Origin of the sequence: Halomonas kalidii, from assembly GCF_030010475.1 — a bacterium.
GTDB classification, from domain to species: domain Bacteria; phylum Pseudomonadota; class Gammaproteobacteria; order Pseudomonadales; family Halomonadaceae; genus Halomonas; species Halomonas heilongjiangensis.
This window is the reverse complement of record NZ_JASCQN010000052.1, coordinates 113,051-130,513: the sequence shown is the minus strand read 5'-3', so window position 1 is coordinate 130,513 and position 17,463 is coordinate 113,051. Positions and strand designations below refer to the sequence as shown.

Annotated in this window: 19 protein-coding genes; 4 read left to right on the top strand and 15 right to left on the bottom strand. The window is 65.4% G+C overall.

Going from position 1 to position 17,463, the window contains the following annotated elements:
• The first annotated feature begins 13 nt into the window (after nt 1-13).
• Genes QLQ85_RS19930 through QLQ85_RS19920 form a run of 3 tightly spaced genes read left to right on the top strand, consistent with a single transcriptional unit; the run spans nt 14 to nt 1,051 of the window.
• Complete coding sequence (locus QLQ85_RS19930) at nt 14-346, top strand: DUF883 family protein (RefSeq protein WP_102627306.1); 333 nt, start codon at nt 14-16, stop codon at nt 344-346.
• Nucleotides 346-738, top strand: a complete 393-nt coding sequence (locus QLQ85_RS19925; protein WP_282740590.1) for a phage holin family protein — start codon at nt 346-348, stop codon at nt 736-738. Before QLQ85_RS19930 ends, QLQ85_RS19925 begins: the two co-directional genes overlap by 1 nt.
• Nucleotides 731-1,051 (top strand): YqjK-like family protein, encoded by a 321-nt coding sequence (locus QLQ85_RS19920; RefSeq protein WP_282740589.1) that lies wholly within the window; start codon nt 731-733, stop codon nt 1,049-1,051. The genes QLQ85_RS19925 and QLQ85_RS19920 overlap by 8 nt, the downstream gene beginning before the upstream one ends.
• A 128-nt stretch (nt 1,052-1,179) precedes the next feature.
• On the opposite strand, the gene QLQ85_RS19915 is transcribed toward QLQ85_RS19920, so the two are convergent.
• Together QLQ85_RS19915 and QLQ85_RS19910 are read right to left on the bottom strand one after the other, a co-directional pair.
• Nucleotides 1,180-1,830, bottom strand: a complete 651-nt coding sequence (locus tag QLQ85_RS19915; protein ID WP_282740588.1) for a hypothetical protein — start codon at nt 1,828-1,830, stop codon at nt 1,180-1,182.
• A 59-nt stretch (nt 1,831-1,889) separates the two neighbouring features.
• A complete protein-coding gene (locus QLQ85_RS19910; RefSeq protein ID WP_282740587.1) occupies nt 1,890-3,086 on the bottom strand; it encodes a BaiN/RdsA family NAD(P)/FAD-dependent oxidoreductase in 1,197 nt (398 codons plus the stop codon).
• A gap of 371 nt (nt 3,087-3,457) precedes the next feature.
• Here QLQ85_RS19910 and QLQ85_RS19905 point away from each other — a divergent pair, with 371 nt between their 5' ends.
• The gene (locus QLQ85_RS19905) at nt 3,458-4,360 is read left to right on the top strand and encodes a helix-turn-helix transcriptional regulator (protein ID WP_282740586.1); all 903 of its coding nucleotides are present in this window, start codon (nt 3,458-3,460) and stop codon (nt 4,358-4,360) included.
• A 185-nt stretch (nt 4,361-4,545) separates the two neighbouring features.
• Here the strand turns inward: QLQ85_RS19905 and QLQ85_RS19900 are convergent, their stop codons facing one another.
• From QLQ85_RS19900 to QLQ85_RS19840, 13 genes are all read right to left on the bottom strand, one after another.
• Nucleotides 4,546-5,838: a TadG family pilus assembly protein gene (locus QLQ85_RS19900; protein WP_282740585.1), complete on the bottom strand. Its 1,293-nt coding sequence runs from the start codon at nt 5,836-5,838 to the stop codon at nt 4,546-4,548.
• A 2-nt stretch (nt 5,839-5,840) separates the two neighbouring features.
• Entirely contained in the window at nt 5,841-6,281 is a 441-nt protein-coding gene (locus QLQ85_RS19895) for a TadE/TadG family type IV pilus assembly protein (RefSeq protein WP_282740584.1), read from the bottom strand.
• A gap of 49 nt (nt 6,282-6,330) precedes the next feature.
• Complete coding sequence (locus QLQ85_RS19890; RefSeq protein ID WP_282740583.1) at nt 6,331-7,281, bottom strand: tetratricopeptide repeat protein; 951 nt, start codon at nt 7,279-7,281, stop codon at nt 6,331-6,333.
• 67 nt (nt 7,282-7,348) lie between these two features.
• Nucleotides 7,349-8,332: a type II secretion system F family protein gene (locus QLQ85_RS19885; RefSeq protein ID WP_282740582.1), complete on the bottom strand. Its 984-nt coding sequence runs from the start codon at nt 8,330-8,332 to the stop codon at nt 7,349-7,351.
• 12 nt (nt 8,333-8,344) lie between these two features.
• On the bottom strand, nt 8,345-9,340 hold the full coding sequence (locus tag QLQ85_RS19880; RefSeq protein ID WP_282740581.1) for a type II secretion system F family protein: 996 nt from the start codon (nt 9,338-9,340) through the stop codon (nt 8,345-8,347).
• Nucleotides 9,331-10,677 (bottom strand): CpaF family protein, encoded by a 1,347-nt coding sequence (locus QLQ85_RS19875; RefSeq protein ID WP_282740580.1) that lies wholly within the window; start codon nt 10,675-10,677, stop codon nt 9,331-9,333. The genes QLQ85_RS19880 and QLQ85_RS19875 overlap by 10 nt, the downstream gene beginning before the upstream one ends.
• 134 nt (nt 10,678-10,811) lie before the next feature.
• Entirely contained in the window at nt 10,812-11,999 is a 1,188-nt protein-coding gene (locus tag QLQ85_RS19870) for an AAA family ATPase (RefSeq protein WP_282740579.1), read from the bottom strand.
• Nucleotides 12,000-12,048: 49 nt separating this feature from the next.
• Nucleotides 12,049-12,324 (bottom strand): hypothetical protein, encoded by a 276-nt coding sequence (locus QLQ85_RS19865; RefSeq protein ID WP_282740578.1) that lies wholly within the window; start codon nt 12,322-12,324, stop codon nt 12,049-12,051.
• 80 nt (nt 12,325-12,404) lie between these two features.
• Nucleotides 12,405-13,967, bottom strand: a complete 1,563-nt coding sequence (locus QLQ85_RS19860) for a type II and III secretion system protein family protein (RefSeq protein WP_282740577.1) — start codon at nt 13,965-13,967, stop codon at nt 12,405-12,407.
• 168 nt (nt 13,968-14,135) lie between these two features.
• Nucleotides 14,136-14,957: a Flp pilus assembly protein CpaB gene (gene cpaB / locus QLQ85_RS19855; RefSeq protein ID WP_282740576.1), complete on the bottom strand. Its 822-nt coding sequence runs from the start codon at nt 14,955-14,957 to the stop codon at nt 14,136-14,138.
• Nucleotides 14,954-16,315: an AAA family ATPase gene (locus QLQ85_RS19850; RefSeq protein ID WP_282740575.1), complete on the bottom strand. Its 1,362-nt coding sequence runs from the start codon at nt 16,313-16,315 to the stop codon at nt 14,954-14,956. The genes cpaB and QLQ85_RS19850 overlap by 4 nt, the downstream gene beginning before the upstream one ends.
• A gap of 136 nt (nt 16,316-16,451) precedes the next feature.
• Complete coding sequence (locus QLQ85_RS19845; RefSeq protein WP_282740574.1) at nt 16,452-16,991, bottom strand: A24 family peptidase; 540 nt, start codon at nt 16,989-16,991, stop codon at nt 16,452-16,454.
• 133 nt (nt 16,992-17,124) lie between these two features.
• Nucleotides 17,125-17,331 (bottom strand): Flp family type IVb pilin, encoded by a 207-nt coding sequence (locus QLQ85_RS19840; protein ID WP_282740573.1) that lies wholly within the window; start codon nt 17,329-17,331, stop codon nt 17,125-17,127.
• Nucleotides 17,332-17,463: the final 132 nt, after the last annotated feature.

Below are 17,463 nucleotides of genomic sequence, written 5' to 3'. Positions count from 1 at the left end.
GAGGAAGACCCAGATGGCAAGCCGAACCTCCCACACCCATGAGTCTGCCCAGCAGCTCAAGGAAGACCTGCATCACCTGACCCAGACCATCGAGGAGTTGGTCAACGCCACCGCCGACGACTCCCGCAGCAACATCAAGGAGCTGCGCGAACGTGCCGAGAAGCGCCTCAGGGATACCCGCGACCGTCTCGAGGCCCGCGGCGAACGGTTGTATGGTGAGACCCGCGACACCCTCACCCACCAGGCCGATGCCTGCGATCGCTACGTGCATGACAACCCCTGGACCAGCATCGGCATCGGCGCCGCGATGGGGGTCGTCATCGGCATGCTGATCGGACGTCGCTGATGGCCGAGAGCCAGGGACCGGCACAGCGACTGTTCACCGCCGGCAAGCGCCTGCTGGGTAGCCTGCTGGCCACCGGTGAGACGCGGCTACGTCTCGCCGTCCTGGAAATCGAGGAGGAGCGCGCCCGGCTCGTCACCCTGCTGCTGCTCGCCGGGCTGAGCCTGCTGCTGCTGCTGCTCGGTCTCGCCGTCCTGACCCTGCTGGTGGTGGTGATGTTCTGGGACAGCCACCGGCTGGTCGCCATCGGTGTCAGTGCGCTGGTACTGCTCGGCAGCGGTGCCGCGCTCGCGTTGTGGGTGCGCCAGTTGGCCCGTCGCCGGACCCTGCTCGTGAGCACGCTCAAGCACCTGGCCACCGACCGCGAGCTGGTAGAGCGCTCACGCCATGACTGAGACCCGCGCGTCCCGTCTCCCGGCCCGACGAACCGATACCGCCCTCGACCGTGTCGAACGCAAGGCGCATCTGGAAGCCACCATCGAACAGCAGCGCATCGACATCCTGGTCGAGGCCAGCCGCTGGCGCGAGGCCAGCCGCCCCATCGACGACGGCTGGCGCGCCCTGATGCGCTTCAAGGTACCGCTCTATACGGTGGGGGGCATGCTGCTGCTGAAGGGCTCTCGTCATCCCCACTCGGTGCTGCGGGTGGCCAGGCGCCTGGCGGCCGGCGCCCTGCTGTTCAGGCGCGTGCGGCGCCTGCTGCGCTGACGCCTGATCGCATCAACCTGATCCTGGGGCTCGTCACCGTGGCCATCGCGTCCGGCGGCCGCTTCCTCTGAACCACCACCCGGGTCATGCCGCCAGGCACTGTCTGAAAAGTCGGCGAGCGATGGTATCTAGAGCGTCGCGGCAGCCGTGGCCCTCCCACGCCCTCCCCCCGGCACCCACTTCATCCAGCCATCGCCTCGGCTCAGCCGTTTCTCGATGAAGTGCCGGGTCCGGGTCTGGTTGTCGCTGTGATCGCGGGACCACACCGCCAGGGCGGCCATGAACAGGGCCGTCAGGGCCATCTCCTCGAGCTGGGCGCGACGGGTACCGTAGCGAGCCTCGAGGCCTGCCGCCTCGCGCAACCACTGGATGGTGCGCGACAGGTCGAAGACCATCGGCACCCAGGTATGCAGGTGGGGCAGATGGGCCTTGGTGCGCAGCATCTCCACGGTGACCCGGCGGTGGCCGGCGAAGGCGCCGAACCAGGCCAGCAGGCAGTGCTCCAGGCGTGCCCGCTCCGGCCAACGGGCAAAGCCCTCGGGCTTCTCGGCCAGCATCGCCAGCCAGCCACGCTGGAACCAGGCATTGGCTACCGCATCGAGATCCCGGTACTCGGCGAGCACGCGGCTCACCGGCACCTCGAGTCGGGCCGCCACCTCGGTCAGGCGTACCGCCTCCCAGCCGAGGACCTCGGCCTGTCGTACCGCTTCCTCCACGACGCGCTCGGCGAACGGGGTCTCGTCGACCCCCGGCTCGTGATGGACGGAAATCATGCTCATGACTCAGCTCCCGCGGCGATCGGAATCTCCATAGAGAGCATAGAACAGCGCCCTCTTCCCTACAGGGAATTGCCGCAGGCGACACCGCTAGCCCAGGCCCACTGGAAGTTGTAGCCACCGAGTTCGCCGGTGACGTCGAGCACCTCGCCGATGAAGCGCAGCGGCGGCAGGCCGTCGACGGCGAAGGTCTTCGACGAGATCGTCCGGGTATCGACCCCGCCCAGGGTCACCTCGGCGGTGCGCCAACCCTCGGTGCCGGCGGGCTTGAGGCGCCAGTCGCCGAGGCGCGCGGCCCAGGCGGCAAGCTCGGCATTGGAGCGTTCGGCGAGTATGCCGTCGCCGCCATGCCACTCGACGAGCGCCTGGGCCAACCGCCTGGGAAACCGTTCGGCGAGCCAGCTGGAGAGCTGCCGCCTGGGAGTGTCGCGGCGCGCCACCGTCAGCGCCTCGAAGGCATCGAGGCCGGGCAGCAGGTCGATGGCCAGCTCGTCGCCGGGTTCCCAGAAGCTCGAGATCTGCAGCATGGCCGGCCCCGAGAGGCCGCGGTGGGTGAACAGCATCGGCTCGGCATAGTGCCCCCGCGGCTCGCCGTCGCGCAGTGTCCGCACGCTCACCTCGCATGAGACACCGGCCAGGGCGGAGGCCCGCTCCTTCCAGTGCGAGGTGAGGGTGAAGGGCACCAGGGCCGGGCGCGTCTCGGTGACCGCGAGGCCGAATCGGCGCGCCACGTCGTAGCCGAAGCCGGAGGCCCCCATGGTGGGAACCGACAGGCCCCCGGTGGCCACCACCACAGCACCGGTGTCGATGCGTCCGATCGAGGTCTCGAGCCGCATGCCCTCAGCCACCCTCTCGATCTCTACGACGGTGGTCCCGAGGCGGATATCCACCCCGGCCCAGTCGCACTCGGTGAGCAGCACGCCGAGCAGCTCCTTGGCCGAGTGGGCACAGAACAGCTGGCCCGGTGCCTTCTCCACGTACTCGACGCCGTGGCGCTCGACCAGCTCGACGAAGTGCTCGGGACGATAGCGCTTCAGCGCCGAAATGCAGAAGTGCGGGTTGGCGGAGAAGAAATTGGCGGGGCCGGTGGCCAGGTTGGTGAAGTTGCAGCGCCCGCCGCCGGACATCAGGATCTTCTTGCCGGCCTTGTTGGCGTGATCCAGCACCAGCACGCGCCGCCCGGCATAGCCGGCGGTCAGCGCGCACATCAGGCCGGCGGCACCGGCACCGATCACCACGACATCGGGTTGGGGGCGCATAGGGCAACACCATCGCTCTCGACACAAAGGCCGGCGATTCTACCAGAATGGTGTGGTGCCTGTGGCAAGCGTTCTCGGTCGCCTGCCCGAGGCCGCCGGACGGCGCTGGTGGCGATCTCGGGATCATGCCGCAAACATCCCATCGGGTTCGTTTCCCCCATCAGCATGAGGTATCTCATCCCTTGAGCCCCAGTTATTTACCTCCTGGCATTAATAAATAAAAGCACACAACTTGAAACACAAAGCTACAATGAGACGAAAACAGGGTGTACCGAGCGCAAGCAGTACATAACGTTATAAGAACGCGTGCCTTGGTGATAACAAGGGCAGCGGATGTAACGGCAGGTAGGGGCACAAGGGGGAACTTCGTCATGCAGGCTCATGACTACGTGCTAGTTGTGGTTCGCGATCTCCAGGAAACTCACGAGAAGGACTACCACCGGGCCCTGGTGCAAAGGGGGTATGACGTCAGACTCGTCGGCGCTGGCCAGGACCCGATCCCGATCATGACGAACCAGCCGCCCATTGCGGCCTGCTTCCAGTTCGACTACCCCGACCTCCAGGGGCTGGCGGACCTGCGTCAGGCCAAGCAGCGTGTCGCCTCGGTGCCGCTGCTGATGGTGACCCAGGCCCATTCGGAAAGCCTGGCGGTCTGGGCCTTCCGCACCCGGGTGTGGGACTATTTCGTGCACCCCGTGGACCTGGCCAGGTTCATGGAGGTCGTGGACACCCTCCACGACCTGAGGCTGCCCGAGCGCACCGCCGGCAGTACCCGGAAAGCCATGGAGGTGAGCAACCAGATCCCGCCGGAGGCACGCATCCGCTTCCCGGCGCCCGGCGACCAGCACGCGCGCCTCGACCTGGCCATCACCTTCATCGAGCAGCACCTGCACCAGAAGATCGCCCAGGCCGACGTGGCGGCGCGCTGTGGTCTCAGCGCCTTCCAGCTCAGCCGGCTGTTCAGGAAGCTCACCGGCACCACCTTCCAGGAATTCCTGCTCCGGCGCCGCATCTCCGAGGCGCAGCGCCTGCTGGCCAACCCCAGGGTATCGGTCACCGACGTCTGCTTCAGCGTCGGCTTTCGCGATCTCTCCTACTTCACCCGCACCTTCCAGAAGCACGTCGGCCAGACGCCGACCGCCTATCGCCATACGCTGACCGTCCAGTATGGCCAGTTTCAGCCCATCACCGACCATGGCGTCCACCACCATGTCGAGAGTCTCGACGGTCGTCTCGCCATGATGCGGCAACACGCCCCCTGCCTGGCACGTTGAATACCGCCACGGTCTCTCGACATCCGCTTTGCGGGGCTCCCACAGGGGATAGATCCCCACCCTTGTCCGGTCACTTCCAACATACAAGCTGGGCTTTCCCGCAGTTCGACGCCAGTTGGCGAAGCACATAATAAAAAGGGCGCTGGCTGCAAGGCAGTCGGCCAGCGCCAAGGGGGCTCGGGCGGCTAGTCCACCAGGACGGGTATTCGCGCCAGGATGCCGAAGTTCTCCCCTCCCGTCTGACCCTTGGGTTCGTGATAGTCGCAGCTCGGCAGGAAGTAGATACTCATCTTGCGCCAGTCGGCCGGCGTGTCATCCTCGCTCCGCAGCGAGAAGTGATCGACGAAGTCGTCCCAGCGCGCCTCGCCATCGGTACTGGCGTTCTCCCAGTCACCGGGCCATTCCACGCCTTCGGCATCAGCCTCCAGGCCCATTCGCTCGGGAGCGAACTCGTCGATCTTGTTCTCCTGGGCGTTGCTGACGGCCCACACGATATGCACCGTCACGGTTCCCACCAGTCGGTTACTCGGCGCCACGCCATCCTCGCAGTCGATCACCGGCAGGGTCAGGGTCCAGGTCGTTTCCCGGCTGGTCTCGTCTACCCAGCGGTCATAGAATGCCTGAAATGCGGACTGGACCTGGCCGTTGTTGGTGGCGATATCCTCACCAAAGTACATCTCGTTCTCGTTGCCATCGCCCTCTACCAGATCCCGCAACTCGTTGGCATTGGTGGCCCCATTCTGGTCGTGCTCGAAGTTGGTCCAGCCACCGGTCTGGTCACCGTCGGGAATGAAGCGGCCCATGTTGCAGGAGAAGTTGCCATCCGGATCCTGGAGTGCCTGCTTGCATAGCGCGATCGGCTGATCCACGTCGAAGGGACGCAGCGTGCCGGCAAAGCCGATATAGGCCACCGAGTGAGCCAAGACGTCAACATTATCAATTCCCAAAACACGGGCAAAGAATGTTTCCACCGGTGTCTGCTGGCGGGCCGTGACCACCTCCACCGCATTGATGAAGGGCTCGAAGGGGTCGTACTGGTCGAGCTCTGCCGTCGACTTCTCGGACAGATTCACCGGGGTCAGGGAGTCGTCGGGGGTAAAGGTACGGTTGGCGAAGCTCCAGTGACCGCGCAGCGCACTGATCACCTCCGACGAAGTATTCTGGCTATCGTTGGCCTGGGCGGCCTCAGTGGCCCATGCATTCGCACTCTTATAATTTATGCCGTCATAGGGCTTGCTGCCGTCGTTGACCTCGCTTCCGTCTTCCAGATAGAGAAACCGGGCACCGGCCAGGGAGCCGGCATCGGCGGCGTTGTGCAACTCGTTTCTGGCTACGAAGAGGTTGCCCCCGTCCACTGCCATAGCCATAAAGCCCAGCAGAATAACCAAGGAAACAGTAACCAGAACAACCGATACCCCTTGTTGCCGATTCCTCGTTCCCCAACGCTGCCTAGCTATTTTAGTCTTGTGAATATTCATCGCTATTCCGCCCGCATTCTGGTTACAGCCTGAATCTCGATCAAGTTACCCAAGGTGCCAACAAAGCCTGGCAAGATGAGGAACTGGTAGGGATAGTCGACAGTAACGGTGACCTCGCTCCCCGGTGGCATATTGGGATCGGTACGCTCGATAGTGATATCCATCTCGGCGGGACCACCCAGGGAGATCAGGTACTGCTCTGCATAGTCACGAACAGCTTGCTCGATAGCGTCATCTTCGGCTGCTATATCCCGAGGGTCAGGCCGAAAGAGGATGCCGGACCTCGCCCCTTCCCGGCTGGCATTGGTCACTATTGCCTTGTCATAGAAGGCGACACTGAACTCGATGATGCCGAACAGCAGAATGAACAACAGGACTGCCGTGAGGGCAAATTCCACCACCTCAGCCCCTTTTTGCCTGTGCAATGAGCGTAGTTGCTTCATACCCTTCTCCCTCTATGCCCGTTCATGGCCGCCCCTCCCCGAAGAGGTATTAGTTGGCCGCTGGACTACCATTACGCCGTAACAGGCTATCGAGGTTGCGGGCATTCTCGCTGGCTGTAACGTAGTAGGCCGGTGACAGTCGCATGGCTTCGTGGAAGAACCCCATGGCATCCTGGTAGCGTCCCTCGAGCATCGAGATATAGCCGATGTCGTTGTAGGCCTTGGAACGATCGCCGTTGCGGGCCACGGCCTCGATGGCCGTCTCGTGGTCGCCTTCCCGGGCATAGACCAGCCCCAGGTTGCGCCAGGCCAGCTCATAGTTGGGGTTGGCGCTCACCGCACGGCGCAGCGCCTGGCGTGCCCCCGGCCAGTCGCCGGCCAGGTAGCGCGAGTAGCCCAGGTTGTTGAGCACCCGTGGCGTGCCGGGGGCGATCTCCAGCGCCTTCTCGAAGTGGGATTGGGCCTGACCATGCTCGCCGCTCATGTCGGCGATCACCCCCAGGGCGTTGTAGGCCTGCCAGGGGGCCTTGCCCCGCACGACCAGCGGCTCGAGGTGCTGCCGGGCCCCTTCGAAGTCGCGCTGCTCGAGCAGGGCGACCCCCAGGGCGGTACTCGCCCCCAGGTGGTTGGCATCGATCTCCAGTGCCCAGCGATAGGCCTTCTCGGCCAGGTCGTGGTTGCCGCGGCCATGATGGATGATGCCGATGCTGTAGAGCGGGTCGGCCTTGGGTCGCTTCTCCATGCGCAGCCCACGCAGGTACTCGAACAGCGCCCGGTCCGGGTCGCCGGCGCGCAGGGCGGCATTGCCGTTGCGATAGGCCTCCTCCGGCGAGGCGACCGGGAAGGCCGTGCCGTACTCGACCGAAGATCCCCCGCTGCCCAGGGACGCATAGGGGTCCGAGCCGGCCTGCTGCTGGGCGTTGGTCGCACAGCCACCAAGGCCCAGGATCAGGATCAGGATCAAGGTCGTACTGGCGGTTACGTTTCTTCTTGTCAACATGACAGTAACTCCCTTTCAGTATCAGTAGGTGTTACGACGACCATCTGGTTGGCGGCCTCTGGCTTGTCTATTGATTAAGTGGCGTGTTTGAGAACGCATCGATCACTCCCAAAATGGGTGGACCCAGTGTCACCAGAAAAAAGCTAGGCAAGATGCAGAAGATCAAGGGAAAGAGCATCTTGGTGCTGACCTTGGCCGCCCGCTCCTCGGCTTGTTGGGTGCGCTTGTCGCGCAGCTCTACGGCGAAAAGCCGCAAGGTCAGGGCGATGCTGGTACCGAAGCGCATGCTCTGCAGCAGGGTGGTGACCAGGCCGCGAATATCATCCACACCGGTGCGCTCCTCCAGGTCGCGCAGGGCGGCCTTGTTGTCCATGCCGGCCTGGGTCTGCAGGCCGAACAGGTGCAGCTCCTCGGCCAGCTCCGGGTGACTGATCTCAAGGTCGCGGGCGACCCGCTGGATGGCTGCACCCAGGCCCAGGCCCGCTTCGCTGCACACCACCAGCAGGTCGAGCGCATCCGGCAGGCCGCGACTAACCATCTTCGTGCGCCGCTTGATCGTCCGCTCCAGCCAGAAACGTGGCAGCAGGTAGCCAGCGAGGGCGGCGGAAACCACCAGCAAGATGCTAATTACCGGATCGAGGCGCACGAAGGGGACCACCAGAATCAGTAGCAGCAGGGGGGGAACCACGGTGAGCAACAGGCGAATGCCGAAGAAGATATTGACCGCTGCCGACGAGCGCTTGCCGGCGCGGCGCATATCCCGGGCGATGCGACTCCTGGCCTCCTCTTCGGTAGGCACCAGGCGCTCGCCCATGGGCCCCAGCCACTGCCCCAGGCCCGAATCCCCGGCCGCGCCGTTACCGGTGGCACTGGCCTCCAGACCTCGCAGGCGCCGACGCAGAGGGTCGGAGACCCCCATCACCACCAGCATCACGGCGATCAACAGCGCAAAGATCGCCAGGCCCATCATGGCAGCAAAGCCCAACTGTATCGCCTGGGGGTCACCGAGCAGTTCACCCAACGGCGCCAGCCACACCATCACGCTTTCCATGTCATATCCTCCTCAGACCTCGATACGCACGATCTTGCGCAGCCATAGAATCCCGATGACGACCATCACGAAGGCCACCACCACCAGATGCCTCCCCAAAGGATCTTTTGTTAACATCGGCAAAAATTCAGCGTTAACTAATGTTAGAATCCCCGCTAACACAAACGGCATAAGTGAAAGAATCCATGCTGCCATTCTCCCTTCCGCCGAGAGCGTGCGCACCTTGCGCTGGAAGCGGAAGCGATCGCGCACCACGGCGGCCAGGCCATCGAGCAGCTCGGCGAGGTTGCCGCCGGTTTCCTTCTGGATCAGCACCGAGGTGACGAATATCATTACCGTCACGCTCTGCACCCGCCGCAGCAGGCCGAGCATGGCGCCGCGCACGTCGCCGCCGTAGTTGATCTCCATGAAGGTGGTGCGGATCTCGCCGGCGATGGGCTCGGCCATCTCCTCGGCCACCAGGTGCATGGCATCGCTGAAGGGGTGGCCAGCGCGCAGCGCCCGGGCCATGATGATCAGGGCGTCGGGCAACTGCTCCTCGAAACGGGCTAGGCGCCGCTTGCGCGCCCGCATCAGGCGCAGGAAGGGAAAGGCCCCAACGCATACTCCCAACAATACGCCCAGTAACGGCTGGGGCAGCAGCTGGTGACCTGCAACGCCAGTGATCCCACCCAGGCAAACCGAATAGAGCACCACCCGGTAGGCCGGCGTCTCCTGCCCTGCCTGCTCGATGAGCTGGTGCACGCGCTCCATACCGGGCAGCCTTTCAAGCACTCGCTCCAGGGGCGATAGCTTGCGCAGATACTTGCGCTGCACCAGAGAAACCCCACTGCGCTCCGCCTCGGCGGAGATCGCCCTCAGGCGCTTCTTGAGACGCTTCTGGGCCTGGCGGTTCTCGCCGAAGGCCGGCACCAGGAAACTCTGCACCAGCAGGAAGGCGGCGATGAAGACCATGCCGATGACGATCACCTCGTCGGAGAGCTGTATCTCCAGGCCGATCAGATCCATGACCGCTGCCCTCCGCTGTTCTGGAAGATCTCCAGGCCCGGATCGAGCCCGCGGCGCTTGAGGTGGTCATGGAATCCGGGCACCACCCCGGTGGCCAGGTAGCGCCCGACCACCTTGCCCTCGGCGTCCATGCCCTCGCGCTCGAAGCGGAAGATCTCCGACATGGTGATGATCTCACCCTCCTGGCCGTTGACCTCCTGCACGCTGACCAGGCGGCGCACGCCGTCCTCCTGGCGCTCGATCTGCACCACCACGTCGATGGCCGAGGCGATCTGCGAGCGCAGCGCCTGGGCCGGCAACTGGTAGCCGCTCATTGCCACCATGTTCTCGATGCGCGTCAGGGCATCGCGGGGGGTGTTGGCGTGGATGGTGGTCAGCGAGCCGTCGTGGCCGGTGTTCATGGCCTGCAGCATGTCGAAGGCCTCGCCACCGCGCACCTCGCCGACCACGATGCGGTCGGGGCGCATGCGCAGGCTGTTGCGCACCAGGTCGCGCTGGCTCACCTCGCCCTTGCCCTCGATATTGGGCGGCCGGGTCTCCAGGCGCCCCACGTGGGGCTGCTGCAGCTGCAGCTCCGCCGAGTCCTCGATGGTGACGATGCGCTCGTCGGCGGGGATGAAGCCCGACAGCACGTTGAGCAGGGTGGTCTTGCCGGCGCCGGTGCCGCCGGAGACCAGCACGTTGAGCCGCGCCTTGACCACCTTCTCCATCAGCCGGGCGATCTCCGGCGAGAGGCTGCCGTACTCGACCAGGCTCTCCACCCCCAGGCGCTCGACCGCGAAGCGGCGGATCGACAGCATGGGGCCGTCGATGGCCAGCGGCGCAATCACCGCGTTGACCCGCGAGCCGTCCTTGAGTCGCGCGTCCACCATGGGCGAGGACTCGTCGATGCGCCGCCCGACGCTGGAGACGATACGGTCGATGATGGTCATCAGGTGGGCGTCGCTGTCGAAGCGCAGCTCGGTCTGCTCCAGCTTGCCGCGGCGCTCCACGTAGATAGGCGTGGCGCCGTTGACCAGGATGTCCGATACCGTCTTGTCCGCCAGCAGCGTCTCCAGCGGCCCCAGCCCCAGTACCTCGTCCTGCAGCTCGGTGACGATGCGCTGGCGCAGGACGGCGTTGAAGGGCAGCGTCTCCTTGCTCATCAGCGACTCGCACACCTGCTGCACCTGCGACCGCGCCTCGCGCTCCTCCAGGGTGCTGAGCAGGGTCAGGTCCATCACCTTGACCAGTTGACGGAACAGCCGCTGTTTGTACTCCTGCTCGGCCTGGGAGAGCCGGCCGGGCTCGCGCCCTCCCCAGCTCGAACGCGGGTCGACGTCTACGGCAGGGGTCATTCGATCTCGCAGGTTCATCGCCACTCTCCTTGATGTCCGCCTTTCTCTATATCTGCCTTGTTCAATTTCCACCTGGCGCTATGTCTGCCTGGCTCCATAACCGGTAGCCATCTCCCCGGCCTTGCCCTGTTCGCTCAATGCCGTCCCGGCAGCGCCCAGCCCAGCAGCGAGCGCTTGCGGGGCGCGCCGGCGCCGGGGGGCGGTGCGTCCAGCGCCTCGGCCAGCGCCTTGAGCTGGCGGGTCAGGGGCGACCTGGGGGCGATCTCGCCCAGCGGGCTGCCCACATTGATGCTGTGGCAGGCCTGCTTGAAGTCGTTGGGCAGGGTGTGCAGCACCAGGCCCGGCAGGGCATCGCCGATGGCCTCGAGGTCGATGTCGCTGCGCTTGTCGTAGCGGTTGACCACCACGCTGACCCGTGACGAGAGCAGGCCGAGCTCGTGGAGGAGGATGTCGCGCAGGCGCTGGGCATCGTGCAGGTGCGCCACCCCCTGCTGCATCACCACCAGGATGTGGTCGGCGCGCTCCAGCACGCAGGCGGTGGCGCCGTTGATCCAGCGCGGCAGGTCGATGACCACCTCGTCGTGGGCCTGGGCGAGCACCGCCAGCAGCTGCTCGACCCGGCCTTCGGGCACCTCCCCCAGGCTCAGGCGATCCCCCGGCGAGGAGGCGAGCAGCCCCAGGCCGCTCTCGTGGCGTCGCAGGTAGGCCTCCAGCGCCAGGGCATCGAGGCCGTCGGCCGATTCCAGCGCCCGCACCAGGCCGTGGTCCGGCACCAGGTTGAAGTAGAGCGGCAGCGAGCCGAACTGCACGTCCATGTCCACCAGCACGGTGCCGCGCCCCTGCTTGGCCATACGATGGGCCAGGTTGGCTGCCACCAGGCTGGCCCCCGAGCCCCCCTTGGCATTGATCACCGCGATGGTGCGCGCCACTCGGCCGGGCTCCTGTCGGCGGTCGCGGGCGAGTTCCCGCAGGAACTGCAGGATCTCGCCATCGTCGATGGGCGGCGAGAAGAAGTCCCGGGCGCCGGCGCGCATGGCCAGGCGAATCAGTTCCACGTTGCCCCTGGGCCCCACCACCAGCAGCGGCGGGCGCTCGCCGGCCGAGCGCTCGCACAGCGTCGTCAGCTCGGCCTCCCAGCGCTCGCCGACCAGCAGTATCAGGGCATCGGGCAGGGGCGAGACGCCTTCGAGGGGATCGACGCAGCCATTGACCAACAGCCGGGAGCTCACCTGGATATCCGCCTGGCTGCGCAGCAGCGACTCCAGAGCCTGCAACTCCTCCCGGGCCCTTCCCGCCAGTAGTATTTCGAGCCGTTTACGCATTGCATCACCTGCTTTTCATCGAAAGTCCTGGTCATCGACCGGCACGCCATCAGGGCATCGAGCTGCTCGGCGCCTGACCACTACCGCCGACCGGCTGGCGATAGCCCTGCATGGCCTCCATCGCCTTGGCGCCATGCAGCGGCGGCACCTCGTCGCCGGGTTCATAGGTCTGCAGTGCCTTGGTGTGGTGCACGCTGTCGCCGAAGGGCGGCAGGTCGGCGCCGGGCCTCGGCGCCACGCAGCCGGCCAGAACCAGGACCGTGACGATTGCCAGCAGCCAACGGCCACTGGGTAGCCCGGCCAACGATGCCCTCTGTGCAGGCATGGGATGGAAACCAGGGCGGTGTGTGTGTGGACGGAACATGGTGCGCTCTCCCGAATGGTTGCAGCGAAGGCATTGAGCCATCAGAGGTCATGGCCGAATCGGCCTTCGGTCCCGCCCTCCGGGCGGCTCGACATCAGCTCCAGGTCGAAGCTGGTGGGTCGCGGCCGGGGGTCGTCGCGCTCGGCGAGAGACCGGAAGCTGCCCAGCAGGTAGAACTCCAGGTCGTTGGGCGGCACGAAGGAGCCGGTGGGCAGCCGTACCTGTTCCGGCGCGAAGGAGCGGGCGAGCCGCGGGGTGACGAAGATCACCAGCTCGGTCTGCTCCTTGATGAACTCCTGGCTGCGGAACAGCGCCCCCAGCACCGGTACCTCGCCCAGGCCCGGCAGCTTGGAGACGTTCTCGCGCAGGCTCTCGTTGAGCATGCCGGCGATGGCGATGGTCTGGCCGCTGGCCAGTTCCACGGTGGAACTGGCGCTGCGCTTGGTCAGCGCCGGCACGAAGAACTGCGTGGCTACCCCGCTGCCCACGCCGACCTGCAGGCTGTTGGCCGACACCAGGTCGGAGACCGAGACGTCCACCTTGAGGTTGATGGTGCCGGAATCGAGCACCACCGGCAGGAAGCCGAGCCCCACGCCGAACTCCTTGTGATCGATGGCCACCTGGCCGTCGCCCTGGGGCACGGGAATGGGGAACTCGCCCCCGGCGAGGAACTGGGCCGGCTGCCCGGTCAGGGTGGTGAGGTTGGGCTCGGCTAGGATCTTGGCCACCCCTTCGGTACTGGCCGCATCCAGCACCAGGTTGAGCAGGTAGTCGCTACGCTGGTAGCTGGCGAAGATGCCGGTGTCCGCGATGGTGGCGGTGGCCGGTGCAAACTCATCGACGACGGGGCCGATGGGCGAGCCGCCGCCGAATACCGGAATCCGGCCGCCCAGGCCATCCCCCCCCTCGAAGACGGCGTCCGGGAAGCTGGCCCCACCGCTGACGCCGCCGATGCGCAGCGCCGAGGAGCCGACGTTGAAGACGTTGAAGTTGGCCTCCAGGCGCTTGACCAGCGAGCGCGACACCTCAGCCACCTTGACGTCGAGCATCACCTGCTGGGCGCCGCCCACCTGCATCAGGTTGAGTACGGCCTCCTCGCCCCCACCGCCGAAACGGTTGGCCAGGCGCAGCGCGGTCTCCAGCCGCTCGGCGCTGGAGACCTCGCCGCTGAGCACGATCCCCTCCTGGGCCGAGCGCACCTGGATGTTCTCGCCGGGCAGCAGGTCATGCAGGCTGCTCTTCAGCGTCTCCAGGTCGTGGGTCACGGTGACGTTGAGGGTGCCCTCGACGTTCTCCGAGCGATCCCAGAGCACCACGTTGGTGGTGCCGGTGGACTTGCCCAGCACATAGAGCTGGCGGGAGCCCATCACCACGATGTCGGCGACCTCAGGATTGCCCACCGAGACCACCCCGACCGCCCGGGGAAACTGCAGCACCTGCCCCTTGTTGATCGCCACGGCCACCGCTACCACCCGCCCCTCGGCGGGCATGGCGACGCTACGCTGCTCGCCGGTCTGCGCCGAGAGCTGCGATGTCCAGCTCGCCGCCAGTAGTGCCAGCAGTGCCAGTGCCAGCCATTTCAGCCATTCGCCTTGCCTGATCATGTCGATTCCCCCTTGATGCCTGTTCTTCTTTAACCCGCTGGTCTTCTTTAACCCGCTGTTCTTCTTACCCTGATCTTCTCCCTGCTCTTGCCGTGATCGACCCTGCCCCAGCGGTCGATCCCCTCCATCAACGCCTTGCCCCTGTCTGCCGTCACGCTCCCTTGGGTGTCAGTTACTTACGCTGACTGTGCTGCTCTGGGTGCCGCGTATCACCTGCACCTGGTGCCGCACCGGCGCCCTGGCGACGGGCCGCGGCGTCGGGGCCCGCTCCTCGGGCTCGGCGACGTTCATTACCGAACGCTGGGCCACCAGCAGATCCGACGCGTCCTCCTTCTCCAGGGGGTTGCGCAGGGTGAGCTGCACCTTGCCCTCCTGGGTGGCCTTGACCAGGGACTCGGCCTCCTCGGTGGATACCTCCAGGGTCACCGCGCGCACGATCACCGGGCCGTCGCGCTCCTGGCTGGCGATCTGGTCCACCGCCAGCACCTTGAGGTTGCGCAGCACTGTCTTCGTCTCGACGTCGTTGCGGCTACCGTCCCGCTGCTTGGTGGAGAGCACGTCGACCCGGTTGCCCGGCAACAGGAACCCCGCCACCCCCACCACGTCGTCGACCCGCACGCTCATGGCCCGCTTGCCGGGGTCGAGCAGTGCCGCCAGGGCGCTGCCGCCCAGGTGTTCGGAGACCCGCCCCTCCAGCACGATCTCTCCGGGATAGATCACCTGGTTGCTGACCCGCCCCACCACGCTCTCGACATCGTTGAAGCTGCTGGGCGGCACCACGTCCCTGGGCATGGTCACCACCTTGAGGTCGGAGGCCTGCACGGTGGTGCCGAAAGGCACCTGCAGGGCCGCCACCACCACCTGGCTGGCATCGGCCAGGGCGTCGCCCTCGCCGCCCTGCTCCTGCATCCAGTTCATGGCCACCACGGCCGCCCCCAGCGCCATCATCAGCGAGAGCGCGAACATGGCGAAGATCCCCTTGCGTTTCATGATGCATCCCTCCGGTTGGCGGCGACGTCGCCGTGCGATGAATCAGAGAAGTCGCCGAAGTAGGTCTGCCAGGCCCAGGCCAGGGTCTCGCGGTCGGGGGCGCTGCCGCCCCGGTAGGCGAGCTGGTCCCCGGCGAGGCTCAGCAGGTCGCGGGGGTGACAGGCGAGCAGCGGCACGCCGAAGCGCGCGTGCAGCTCGTCGATCACGAACTCGGCCAGCTCTGCCTCGCAGGGCAGCCCCAGGGCCTCGCACTGCTGCTGCCAGATCGCCAGGTAGGCGTCGCGGGACAGCGGTGAAAAGCGGATCTTGTAGCCGATGCGGCGCAGGAAGGCGGCATCGGCCAGGGTGAGCGGGTCCAGGTTGGTGGAGAACACCAGGGCCACGTCGAAGGGCACGCTGAAGTGGTAGCCGTTGGAGAGCGCCAGGAAGTCGCGACGCTCCTCCAGCGGCACGATCCAGCGGTTGAACAGCTCGGTGGGGGTCATGCGCTGGCGCCCCAGGTCGTCGATCACCAGCATGCCGTTGTTGGCCAGCAGCTGGACCGGCGCCTGGTGGATATGGGTGGCGGCGTCGTACTGGATCTCGAGCCGCTCCATGGTCAGCTCGCCACCGGTGACCACGCAGGGGCGACGGCAGCGCACATAGCGCGGGTCGTGGCCGTCCTCTAGATAGAGCTGTGCGGCGGGGGAGGCCTCGGGGTCATCCAGCGCCTGGTGCACCGCGGGGTCGAAGCAGCGCACCGCCTTGCCCCCCACCAGGATGGCGTGGGGAATCAGCACCTCGCCCTCCAGCAGCCGCACCAGGCGCCGCGCGATATAGCTCTTGCCGGTGCCCGCCTCGCCGTGGATGAACATGGCGCGGCCGGAGTGCAGCCCCGGGCCCAACTGGTCGAGCAGCGCCGGGTCGATCACCGTATCGGCGAAGGCGGCCATCACCGTGTCGCGGCGAATGGCCACGTCGCTGAGTGCCTGGCTGCGCACCCGGGCGCTGTACGCCTCCAGGGTGACCGGCGCCTCCCCGCTGTAGCCGTCGCGGTTGAGCGCCTCCAGCGCCGAGGCGCGGCCGCGGTCGGTGAGGCCGAAGCGCAGCACCCCGCCGCTGCCCTGGCCGCGCACCTCGAGGCGCCCCTCGTCGCGCAGGAAGCGGCAGATCTCCTCCACCACCCCGCCGGCCAGCGCCGTGCCGCGGCTGAGCTGGTGCAGGTCGAGCACGCCCTGCTCGAAGAGCTGCTTGACCAGCAGGTCGCCCAGGTAGAGCACCGAGAGCCCGGTCTCCGCCACCGTGCCAGGGCGCGGCGCCCGCCGGGCCGCCGCGCGGCTGGCGGTGACGTTGTGGAATGTTGGCGCTTCCTGGCTCATGGACCACCTCACATTACGTTACAATCTGCTTTATCGTTATCGAATGACTTGGCAATTACCGCTGATTACTTCCCTGATGTCTCTGCCCTCTTACCTCTTACCTCTTAGCTCTTCCGTCTTTTTCTTCCGTCGTCTTTCAGCCCAGCGGCCATTGCCAGATCATCCATCCTGTCGTGCCAATAGCGATCGACACCGCAAACGGAAACTTCTTGCCCATCACCTCGCCCTTTTCCGGAGCGATATAGATCGGCCTACCCGTCGTTACCAAGGTCTTGGTCATCAAGCCATAGCGCGCCATCGGCGAAGACGACTGACGAAACAGCACTGCAAAAAAAATATAGCCAGTGGCGATCACACTACCGACCAGGATGCTGGCCAGTGCCGCCTGAAAGACGCCGAGTGGGCCGAGAAAGGTGCCCACCGCGGCCATCAGCTTGGCATCACCGGCACCGGTAAAACCAAGCAGATAGCCCGGAAGGAGAATTGCCAGCCCCACCAGCAGGCCGGTGATGGCGGCCAGGACACCGCCGGAACCTGCCTGTACAGCTTGCAGCAGAATTCCCATGGCGGCCCCGGCCATAATGAGGTAGTTGGGAATGCGTCGTTGATAAAGGTCCCAAAATACCGCAGCAACCACTAACACTAGAAGGCTTGACGATACTAATGGCGCCACCATAATGGTCCTCCTATTGACTACTAGACAATGAACCACAAAAAAATGAGATATAGAAAATAAAGTCAGGGCGCCAAGATGGCGCCCTGCCATCTTCCTACTATGTGAACAAAATCATTGTTCACCACCAGTAATATCAGGCACCACCACCACCAATGTCACCTGCTGTGCCTTGAAGGACGTTAGCTATGGCAGTGAATACGGCCTCAATTTGCGGTGAAAGAGCCGTATATGCCACAACAAATACTGCGACCATCAAGCCGCAGACGAGAATCCATTCTACTGTCTCAGCACCCTCTTCCTCGCGCCAGAAGCGCTCGATACCCTGCATCAGCTTGCTCATGGTTGCTTCTCCACTTGGTTGGTCTTTCAAGCCTGCTGTTGTCGGGAACCGGTGCCTCTGGCCCCGGCTCACGTGACTGAGCATCGCAGTTACAGTCCAGTTACGCTTGGAGTATCTTGCAGCGCCCTAGGA

Bases quoted from the DNA above. Each gene is read 5' to 3' on its own strand.
- QLQ85_RS19910 (WP_282740587.1), bottom strand. From the start codon at position 3,086: ATGCGCCCCCAACCCGATGTCGTGGTGATCGGTGCCGGTGCCGCCGGC.
- QLQ85_RS19850 (WP_282740575.1), bottom strand. From the start codon at position 16,315: ATGAGCCAGGAAGCGCCAACATTCCACAACGTCACCGCCAGCCGCGCG.
- QLQ85_RS19915 (WP_282740588.1), bottom strand. From the start codon at position 1,830: ATGAGCATGATTTCCGTCCATCACGAGCCGGGGGTCGACGAGACCCCG.
- QLQ85_RS19840 (WP_282740573.1), bottom strand. From the start codon at position 17,331: ATGAGCAAGCTGATGCAGGGTATCGAGCGCTTCTGGCGCGAGGAAGAG.
- QLQ85_RS19880 (WP_282740581.1), bottom strand. From the start codon at position 9,340: ATGGATCTGATCGGCCTGGAGATACAGCTCTCCGACGAGGTGATCGTC.
- QLQ85_RS19860 (WP_282740577.1), bottom strand. From the start codon at position 13,967: ATGATCAGGCAAGGCGAATGGCTGAAATGGCTGGCACTGGCACTGCTG.
- cpaB (WP_282740576.1), bottom strand. From the start codon at position 14,957: ATGAAACGCAAGGGGATCTTCGCCATGTTCGCGCTCTCGCTGATGATG.
- QLQ85_RS19890 (WP_282740583.1), bottom strand. From the start codon at position 7,281: ATGTTGACAAGAAGAAACGTAACCGCCAGTACGACCTTGATCCTGATC.
- QLQ85_RS19920 (WP_282740589.1), top strand. From the start codon at position 731: ATGACTGAGACCCGCGCGTCCCGTCTCCCGGCCCGACGAACCGATACC.
- QLQ85_RS19870 (WP_282740579.1), bottom strand. From the start codon at position 11,999: ATGCGTAAACGGCTCGAAATACTACTGGCGGGAAGGGCCCGGGAGGAG.
- QLQ85_RS19900 (WP_282740585.1), bottom strand. From the start codon at position 5,838: ATGAATATTCACAAGACTAAAATAGCTAGGCAGCGTTGGGGAACGAGG.
- QLQ85_RS19845 (WP_282740574.1), bottom strand. From the start codon at position 16,991: ATGGTGGCGCCATTAGTATCGTCAAGCCTTCTAGTGTTAGTGGTTGCT.
- QLQ85_RS19885 (WP_282740582.1), bottom strand. From the start codon at position 8,332: ATGGAAAGCGTGATGGTGTGGCTGGCGCCGTTGGGTGAACTGCTCGGT.
- QLQ85_RS19905 (WP_282740586.1), top strand. From the start codon at position 3,458: ATGCAGGCTCATGACTACGTGCTAGTTGTGGTTCGCGATCTCCAGGAA.
- QLQ85_RS19930 (WP_102627306.1), top strand. From the start codon at position 14: ATGGCAAGCCGAACCTCCCACACCCATGAGTCTGCCCAGCAGCTCAAG.
- QLQ85_RS19895 (WP_282740584.1), bottom strand. From the start codon at position 6,281: ATGAAGCAACTACGCTCATTGCACAGGCAAAAAGGGGCTGAGGTGGTG.
- QLQ85_RS19875 (WP_282740580.1), bottom strand. From the start codon at position 10,677: ATGACCCCTGCCGTAGACGTCGACCCGCGTTCGAGCTGGGGAGGGCGC.
- QLQ85_RS19925 (WP_282740590.1), top strand. From the start codon at position 346: ATGGCCGAGAGCCAGGGACCGGCACAGCGACTGTTCACCGCCGGCAAG.
- QLQ85_RS19865 (WP_282740578.1), bottom strand. From the start codon at position 12,324: ATGCCTGCACAGAGGGCATCGTTGGCCGGGCTACCCAGTGGCCGTTGG.